This is a genomic window from Lactobacillus sp. UMNPBX17 (assembly GCF_002553735.1).
GTDB classification, from domain to species: Bacteria; Bacillota; Bacilli; order Lactobacillales; family Lactobacillaceae; genus Lactobacillus; species Lactobacillus gallinarum.
Genome location: NZ_PCYT01000065.1, coordinates 1 through 8,029, shown reverse-complemented (window position 1 = coordinate 8,029; position 8,029 = coordinate 1). Strand labels below are relative to the sequence as shown.

Sequence of the window (8,029 nt, the reverse complement as noted above, 5' to 3'; positions counted from 1 at the left end):
AAAAAAGCTGACTGCTAGGTCAGCTTGGCCCTATCCATCCCCGCATTAAAATACGGGGATTTTCGGGCGTTTTTCATTAAAACCGGTAACTCTCTGTCCGCAATTAATTTACCAATTTTAGTTTCCGCACATTTTTGATATTCTTTTTCAGCATCCCGATAACTCAACCTTAAAGTCGACAAATGAAAATCTTCTATTTCATCCTTAGTTAAATGTTTTTCACCAAAAGAAGTGACTTTGCAAAGATAATAATTATTAATATTATGGCGATGAATCAAATTATAGTAGTCACTAACTATACCGATTTTATGCATAATCTCAACTTCAGCACCTAATTCTTCTTTAAGCTCTCGCTTTAGCGCTGTTTCTAAATCTTCACCAGCTTCAACGCCACCACCTGAAGTTTCAATTAGCGTTGCCTTACCAAAGTCGTCATCACGTTTAGCTCTAACAAAATAATAATTTTCCTGGTCATCAAACACGATAGCTCGCACTATTTTACGATCATGATCAATATATTCTAATGGCCATTCAGTGTCTTTCAATTGGAGGTTTAATTCTTTCATAACTTTTTCTTTCTAAAAAAAAATAAAGCTCAGCCAAAGCTGAGTTTTATTTTAATTGATAATCAATGATTATTCTTCGTTCAATGATGAACGGTCGAATGAAGCATCCTTAAGTTCGTCATCGATAGTCTTAGTACCCATCCAAGAAATCATTTCCTTCATCTTGGCAGTAATTGCTTCTGCACCTGGCAATAACAACTTACGTGGGTCATAACCCTTAGCCTTCTTGTCAAGGTCCTTCTTGTCTTCGATGTACTTACGAGTAGCTTCTTGGAATGCTAATTGGAATTCAGTGTTGATGTTGATCTTAGCAATACCAAGTTGGATAGCCTTCTTAACTTGGTCTTCAGGAATACCTGAACCACCGTGAAGTACAAGTGGAGTGTCAGGAACAGCTTCAGCAATTTCCTTAAGACGGTCGAAGTTCAAGCCCTTCCAGTCTGCTGGGTAAACACCGTGGATGTTACCAATACCACAAGCAAGCTTGTCAACGCCAGCTGCAACGAACTTCTTAGCATCTTCAACAGAAGCTAATTCACCGCCGCCTTGGTTTTCACCAATCTTACCGATTTCAGCTTCAACTGAAATACCACGTTCATGAGCTAACTTGATGATTTCCTTAGTCTTAGCCAAGTTTTCATCAGTTGGAAGTGCGTGACCATCAAACATAACTGATGAGTAACCAAGAGCAATACATTCCTTAGCTGATTCAAAGTCACCGTGGTCCAAGTTCAAGATAACTGGAACTGAGATGTTCATTGAATCCATTTGGTCAGCTACCATGTCCTTAACGAACTTGTAACCACCCATGTACTTAGCAGCACCAGTTGATACTTGGATCAACAATGGAGTTCTAGTTTCTTCAGCAGCACGTAATTCTGCACGAGTCCATTCCAAGTTGTTAGTGTTGTAAGCACCTACAGCGTAATGGTTCTTACGAGCATCTTTAAAGATTTGATTACCGTTGTCAAAATAAGCCATTAAAAAATACCTCCTAAATATCTTACATGCATATTGTACCCTAATTCTGGGATTATGAACAATCTTTCGCAAAATGTAAGCGTTATTTTTTAATTTTCATAATTTTTCAGTTACATTTCCTTAGGAGCATTGACACCCAAGAGGCTAAGTGCTTCAGTCAAAACGATTGAAGTAGCTTGAACTAAGGCAAGACGAGCACCAAGTTTATCATCTTTAGTTAAGATCTTCACGTTTGCATAGTACTTGTTAAATTTCTTAGCTAAATTTAAGGCAAACTTAGCAATTACTGATGGTTCAAACCTTTCAGCGCTTCTTGCAATGATTCTTGGGAAATCAGCCAAATCTTTTGCTACGGCAAAAGCCCACTCATCATCTAAGGCAAAATCGTTTTCGCTAGGCTTTTCGCCCATTGCTGCAGCCTTACGCAAGACACTTTGTGCCCGAGCGTTAGTATATTGAACATAAGGACCAGTATCGCCTTCAAAACGCACAACTTCTTCTAGGTCAAAGTCAAAGTTGTCTAAACGATCATTCTTCAAATCGTGGAAAATAACCGCACCTACACCAACATCATGAGCAACTTGATCTTGATCAGCTAAATCTGGGTTCTTTTCTTCAATTTGTTTCTTAGCAAGTGAAACAGCATCCTTTAATACTTGGTCAAGGAAGACAACATTGCCTTTTCTAGTAGATAACTTCTTACCGCCTTGAGTAATCAAACCAAATGGAATGTGGTGAATTTCATCTGACCAGTCATACCCCATCTTCTTAAGAACAGTCTTAAGTTCTACAAAGTGTTGTGCTTGTTCGTTACCAACCACATAGAGCATCTTAACGAAGTTGTATTCCTTCATTCTCCATTCAGCCGCAGCTAAATCACGTGTTAAGTAAATTGAAGTACCGTCGGACTTAACGATAATTGCTGGGTTTTCATCCGGGCCCATATCCACAACTTGAGCACCACGTGATTCATGAAGCAAACCTTTTTCCTTCAATTCATCGATTACTGGTTGCATCTTATCGTTGAAGAAAGCTTCACCGTTGTATGAATCAAAGCTTACGCCCAATTCCTTGTAGATGCGCTTGAAGTCTTCAAGAGAAACTTCACGGAACCATTTCCACAATTTAACTGCTTCTGGATCACCGTCTTCAAGCTTCTTGAACCATTCACGACCTTCATCATCAAGTTCAGGATTATCTTCAGCTTCTTTGTGGAAACGAACGTAGTAGTGGAAAAGATTCATAATTGGATCTTTCTTAACGTCTTCTTCATTACCCCAATGCTTATAAGCAGCAATCAACTTACCAAATTGAGTACCATAGTCACCAAGGTAGTTAATCTTAATTGGAGTGTAACCAACCTTTTCCATAGTCTTAGCAATTGAATTACCAATTACTGTTGAACGAAGGTGACCCATTGACATTGGCTTAGCAATGTTAGGTGAAGACATATCAATTGGTACATTACCTTCGCCTAATTTTTGATCACCGTAATGTTCTTTTTCAGATAAAACATCCTTCAAGGTTGAAGAAACAAGCTTTTCATGATCAATAGCAAAGTTTACGTAAGGTCCAACTGCTTTGATGCTAGCAAAATTGTCACTACTTAAGTTTTCTGCAATATCTTGTGCAATCATTGCAGGGTTCTTGTGCAAAGTCTTAGCCAAAATAAATGCTGGGAAAGCATAATCACCCATCTTAGCATTTTTTGGACGTTCAATTAAGGCTGCAATTTTTTCTTTTGGTAAATCAACTTGGCTAGCAACTAAGTCAACAACTTCATTCTTAAAGTCCATATTTTCCTCTTTTCTAAACAAAAAAGCCTCTTCCTATCCTAGATAGAAAGAGACGAGCATTAACCCGCGGTACCACTCAAATTGACACAAAGTATCCGCTTATTTAAAATCATTATTTATTCGGTTAGACACGCCTTCGTTATTCCTTAATACCCATCTTCCACCAACATAGGCTCGCTTAAAAAAGGAAATAATTACTACTTCTAACTTACTAGCAAAGATGATTATAGCAGGAAAGAATGGTGCTGGCTACTAATTTAAGTAAAAAACTATTCTTGTTCTGCTTCTAGCATCAACTTTTTTAACTCAGCTTCACTAAAATCTTTGCCATAGTCTTTGATCAATTTAGACATAATCCAATCATCAGACTGATCAAGTTCGCGCACATTTTGAACGAATTTTTTTACACCTATTCTTTGAGCTTCCAGTTTACCTTCTAATTTTCCTTCTACTATGCCTTCCCTTCCTCACGTCCTTCTTTACGGCCTTGTCGACGGCCTTCTTTTCTAGCTTCTGCCCTTTCATCAGCCAATAGTACGTCTAAGCTCATTTTGGCATCCCTCCACTCTGTACTTCTAATGTAATCTAAACGTTCCCGATCAATCTTCTTAATAAAATTGCTACTATCTTTAGTCAATCCATATTTAATATAATTTAAAAAATCTTTTAGTTCTGACTTAATCTTACCTTTATAGCCCCTGGCATTAATCGAAATCCAATGTGTTTTCGTATTAGCTTGCGAATCAGGATTATCTTTATCTAAAAGAAACGCACCTTCATAAATATATTTTCCTTCACCGAATGGATCAAATGGGTAAATGAAAATAATATACGTTTCCCCAATTTGATCAAGATCTTCGCCAGGCCTCAATGAATCCTGATCTGCTATGGATTGATAATAGCGAAATCTAATGCCAGGCCATTTTTGCTTGGTCGTTTGCATTTCCACATCAAAGATTTTTCCATCCTTATTCTTTGCCCACAGATCCATGATGACATTCTTCTCTAGCAATTTCTTGTTTAACTGCTTCTGAGGTGTAACTTCGACTTCAGTTATCCCCAAATCTGGAAGAATACTCTGCAATAAATGCAAGCAATTCTCTGGTTTGCTAAAAACATGTCCAAAGATGGGATCACGAGTGATCGTTTATTCACTAACTAAAAAAGGCGCTCTCCAGTTAGAAAATTGGATAAAGCAACCTATCACAGAATTAGCTGTTAGTCATGATCTCTTTTCACTTAAATTATTTTTTATCAATGATCAAAATGATCCACGGATTGCGGAATTAATTGACGAAGAAAAAGCATTAATCAAATCACAATTGCAGCACCTATATGCACGCAAGAAATTACTATTCAGTGATCAAAAAAATATTAAAAAGAATTATGGTCATTATTTGATCTTAACGCGAGCTATCTCACGCAACGAAGGACAACTCGAATGGCTTAACTCACTATGAAAATAAGCGCTACTCAAAACTGAGTAACGCTTTTTCTGCATTAACGATCTTTAATTACAACCTTAGTGCCATCAGGAATATTGTCCATTAGCCACTTGGAATCTGGCACACTAAGTCGAATACAACCATGAGATCCCTGAGTTCTGCCCAATTTAGCAGCTTCCTTCATATTGTAGTTACCATCAGCTTTAGTTGGCACAGAGTGGAACAAGTAAACATTATCTGGACTCCAACTTGTCCAATTATTTGCCCCTTCATTTAATTCATAATTAAAGAAACTATCACCTCGGCCAGCTTGGATGGTATAAGTTCCTGTTGGAGTAAGTGACTTACCTTTTTTATAAATACCACCACTTGACAACATGGTATAGATTACCTTGCCTTTTCTAAGCAAATAGGTACGGTTACCTTCAAGTGATACTCTTAAAGTTAAATCTTTTTCAGTAGGACTAAGCTTAGGGTGCTTTTTAGTTTCACTCTTTCTATTCCAAGTCCCGGCTTTTCTAAGATCCTTTGGATCTTTATATGGACGCAAAATATCACTATCTACTTTAGAATTTTTCTTTTTAGTTTTATTCTTCTTTTGTTTAGCGACTTTTTGAGTAGAAACCGCTTCTTGAGAAACGTCAGACTTAGGTGCACAAGCCTTAGCTAAACCAATAATAGCTCCGAATGCGATTACAATACTAGCAACACCAATAACAATATTTTTCTTCATAAATATAGCAATCTTCTTTAATTAATAGTTTTAGTTTTATTGAAATATGCTACGCGTATTCATAGCATGATGTTAAAAAACATCCCTAATAATGGGGATGTCTTTTATGACTATATAAGATTTTAACATGTTTAGTCTAATTCGGAATATTTTTTCATTAATTTAGGCAATACTTTAGAAATTTTGGTTGGTCTAACTACATAATCATCTTTATTGATTAAATCACCAGCTAAAGAATGAATATAAACAGCTGCTAAAACTGTATCGACGCTTGGACCAAATTGTGCAACAAAACCACCGATGATTCCAGCCAAAGTGTCACCCATGCCGCCAGTAGCCATGCCAGGATTACCGATTGGATTAACAAAGAATTGACCTGTACCATCATAAACATGTGTATGATTAGATTTTAAAACCAGCATTGCATTACTATCCGGAATTAACTGATTAAGAGCATCTACATTAGCACTATCTGTTTGAAATGGGATACGAATTTGACTTAATCTTTGCCATTCCATTTGATGTGGCGTCAAAATCAAGTGCCCAGCATTAGCAGGCAATAATGTTTTGTCTTCACTAATTAAATCTAATGCACTAGCATCCAAAACCACGGTTTGACTTTCTGAAGTACATCTTCTTAGAATTACCAAAATTTGTTTAGCTAAATCACCCATCCCAAGTCCAGGACCGCAGACAACTACGTCCACCTTTTTGATTAAATCCGCTAACTTGCTATCGCGCCAGTCAATAAACATCGCTTCTGGCAAACGAGCATGCAAAGCAGATAAATTCATAGGATGTGTTGCAGTAGCTACTAACCCAGCACCAGCATTTATAGCACCTTCAGTAGACATAATAATTGCGCCGCCATAGTTGTCACTACCGCCAATTAAAAGCACGCGACCATATTTTCCTTTGTAGCTGTCACTTGCTCTTTTTTTGATAACTTTCTTTAAAATGTCTTCAGTTATTTCCGTCATTTTATCTGCCCCCGAAAAGCATCCGCCAAATTCTTACAAAGAAATTAACCTTACCATTTGCGGCAAGTGCCTTAGCTTTTACATTCATTCCATTAGGATTTGATAATGAAACAATCTTTTCATTGCCAGACTTAAATTGATAATTGCCTACTACTTGATCTTTAGTAATTGGTGCCTCAACTGTTTGCTTGTTTAACTTAGCTACTAAGGTTTTACCATCAGCAGGATCCCAAATTGTTGTCTTTTCTTTAAGACCCAAATTAGTAGTGGCATTATCTCCATCAGTTACCTTGATGTTTTTAGCACCAGCCATTTGACTACCTGCGTTAAAAGTTACTGGACGATACTTAGTAAAGACATAGTTCATTAACTTCTTAGTTTGCATAAAACGTGCAGGGTCAGTACCATCCTTGTGACGCGCACCCATGACTACAGTAATTAAACGTGCACCTGCATGATTGATAGTACCAATAAAGCAAGCACCTGCGGCATCAGTAGTACCCGTCTTTAAACCATCGACTGGATAAGCTTTATCATATTGTGAAAGACCCTTGAGCATCCAGTTAAAGTTAGCCATCTTAGTAGTATGACCTTGGTCTTTGAAGTCTAAATGAGCTAATTTAGTAGTTTCTAATACTTCAGGAAAATCTTTGATTAAGTTTTGACCTACAATTGCCATGTCCTTAGCTGACATAGAATTTTCAGCATTTTTACTTACACCAGGATATGCATCCTTGCCTACATTGCCATTTGGCAAACCACAAGCAGTGTAAATTTTGGCATCTTTAATACCCCACTTCTTCACTTGTGCACGCATTTGATCGATAAATGCCTTTTGTGAACCAGCGATAGTTTGTCCTAAAAGCATGGCAGCACCATTAGCTGATTCGATCAAAGTTGCTTGATAAAGTTGCTTAATAGTATAAGAATGTCCCATCTTAAGAGGTACATTTGAATACTCAGCATTATTAGCCACCTTCACAATAGAAGCGGTTGGCTTAACTTTTTGATCCCAAGATAGTTTTTGATTCTTAATTGCATTTAAAGTTAAGTAAACTGTCACAAGTTTAGTCATAGAAGCAATTGGCAAAGTCTTATCTGCATTTTTTGCATACAAAACCTGGCCACTGTTACTATCAATGGCAATTGCTGACTTGACATCTAATTTAACTTGATCCGTTTGATAATTAGCCACATCCGCCTTAACAGGTGCTGAAAATGTTGCACCACACGATACTAACGAAATAAGAGCAACGAGGCTAATAACAGCTCGTTTTATCTTTTTACTAAAAAACATGAAACCCGTCCTTTTGAATAATAAAGTATATTTATGCTTACATTTTACCAAATATTTGGTATTATTATTCATGTACATGAGAAAAATGCCCGCTTGGCGGAATTGGCAGACGCGCAGCGTTCAGGTCGCTGTTCAGGTGACTGAGTGAAGGTTCGAATCCTTTAGCGGGCATAAGTAAGTGTCTGGGAAAAAACTAATTCCTAAGACATGAAAAAAGAACGATGATTTCCT

Annotated in this window: 8 protein-coding genes and 1 tRNA gene; 2 read left to right on the top strand and 7 right to left on the bottom strand. The window is 37.3% G+C overall.

All coding sequences use genetic code 11. The features are described 5' to 3' along the window. Nucleotides 1–14: 14 nt before the first annotated feature. From CP368_RS08590 to CP368_RS08575, 4 genes are all read right to left on the bottom strand, one after another. Nucleotides 15–566, bottom strand: a complete 552-nt coding sequence (locus tag CP368_RS08590) for an NUDIX domain-containing protein (protein WP_098037113.1) — start codon at nucleotides 564–566, stop codon at nucleotides 15–17. 69 nt (nucleotides 567–635) lie between these two features. Continuing rightward, nucleotides 636–1,547: a class II fructose-bisphosphate aldolase gene (locus CP368_RS08585; protein ID WP_025005521.1), complete on the bottom strand. Its 912-nt coding sequence runs from the start codon at nucleotides 1,545–1,547 to the stop codon at nucleotides 636–638. A gap of 110 nt (nucleotides 1,548–1,657) precedes the next feature. After that, the gene (argS, locus tag CP368_RS08580; protein WP_098045975.1) at nucleotides 1,658–3,343 is read right to left on the bottom strand and encodes an arginine--tRNA ligase; all 1,686 of its coding nucleotides are present in this window, start codon (nucleotides 3,341–3,343) and stop codon (nucleotides 1,658–1,660) included. A 451-nt stretch (nucleotides 3,344–3,794) separates the two neighbouring features. After that, nucleotides 3,795–4,472 carry an Rpn family recombination-promoting nuclease/putative transposase gene (locus CP368_RS08575; RefSeq protein ID WP_199161337.1) on the bottom strand — a complete coding sequence of 226 codons (678 nt, stop codon included), beginning with the start codon at nucleotides 4,470–4,472 and terminating at the stop codon, nucleotides 3,795–3,797. Nucleotides 4,473–4,482: 10 nt separating this feature from the next. Between CP368_RS08575 and CP368_RS08570 the strand changes: the two genes are divergently transcribed. Next, the gene (locus CP368_RS08570; RefSeq protein WP_025005519.1) at nucleotides 4,483–4,803 is read left to right on the top strand and encodes a PadR family transcriptional regulator; all 321 of its coding nucleotides are present in this window, start codon (nucleotides 4,483–4,485) and stop codon (nucleotides 4,801–4,803) included. 40 nt (nucleotides 4,804–4,843) lie between these two features. Here CP368_RS08570 and CP368_RS08565 read toward each other — a convergent pair whose 3' ends face one another. The 3 genes from CP368_RS08565 to CP368_RS08555 all read right to left on the bottom strand — a co-directional run bounded on the left by CP368_RS08565 (nucleotide 4,844) and on the right by CP368_RS08555 (nucleotide 7,798). Beyond that, nucleotides 4,844–5,521, bottom strand: a complete 678-nt coding sequence (locus tag CP368_RS08565) for a L,D-transpeptidase (RefSeq protein WP_087363457.1) — start codon at nucleotides 5,519–5,521, stop codon at nucleotides 4,844–4,846. Nucleotides 5,522–5,652: 131 nt separating this feature from the next. Continuing rightward, nucleotides 5,653–6,501 (bottom strand): NAD(P)H-hydrate dehydratase, encoded by an 849-nt coding sequence (locus CP368_RS08560; protein ID WP_098045973.1) that lies wholly within the window; start codon nucleotides 6,499–6,501, stop codon nucleotides 5,653–5,655. 1 nt (nucleotide 6,502) lies between these two features. Beyond that, nucleotides 6,503–7,798 (bottom strand): serine hydrolase, encoded by a 1,296-nt coding sequence (locus tag CP368_RS08555; protein WP_098045972.1) that lies wholly within the window; start codon nucleotides 7,796–7,798, stop codon nucleotides 6,503–6,505. Between the two features lie 87 nt (nucleotides 7,799–7,885). Here CP368_RS08555 and CP368_RS08550 point away from each other — a divergent pair. Continuing rightward, a tRNA-Leu gene (locus tag CP368_RS08550) sits at nucleotides 7,886–7,969 on the top strand. Nucleotides 7,970–8,029: the final 60 nt, after the last annotated feature.